The 238-nt window shown below is 57.6% G+C and carries 1 protein-coding gene; it reads right to left on the minus strand.

What is annotated here, in order from left to right; all coding sequences use genetic code 11:
* The coding region (locus tag B3187_RS04950) for a methyltransferase family protein (protein WP_286804882.1) at positions 1–218 on the minus strand (218 nt) is incomplete at its 3' end.
* Between the last annotated feature and the right edge of the window lie 20 nt (positions 219–238).

A 238-nucleotide genomic window follows, 5' to 3' on the forward strand; every position in this document is an offset into this window, starting at 1 on the left:
AACAACCCAACCGAGAACAATGTGGGCCAATGCACCACGCCCTCGCCGAACAAAGCCAGGAACAGACCGGTATATTGGGGATGACGCACGTAGGCGTACAGCCCGTCGGTGACCAGCCGATCCTCCTTGCGTGCCCGATACACTTGCCGCCATCCCTGGATAAACAGACCAATGCCGACGAAGGCGAGTCCGTAGCCAAGCAACATGGAGATCAACATGCCGGTTTCACCCAACCCTA

It is taken from the genome of Marinimicrobium sp. UBA4209 (assembly GCF_002381585.1).
Taxonomy (GTDB): domain Bacteria; phylum Pseudomonadota; class Gammaproteobacteria; order Pseudomonadales; family Cellvibrionaceae; genus Marinimicrobium; species Marinimicrobium koreense.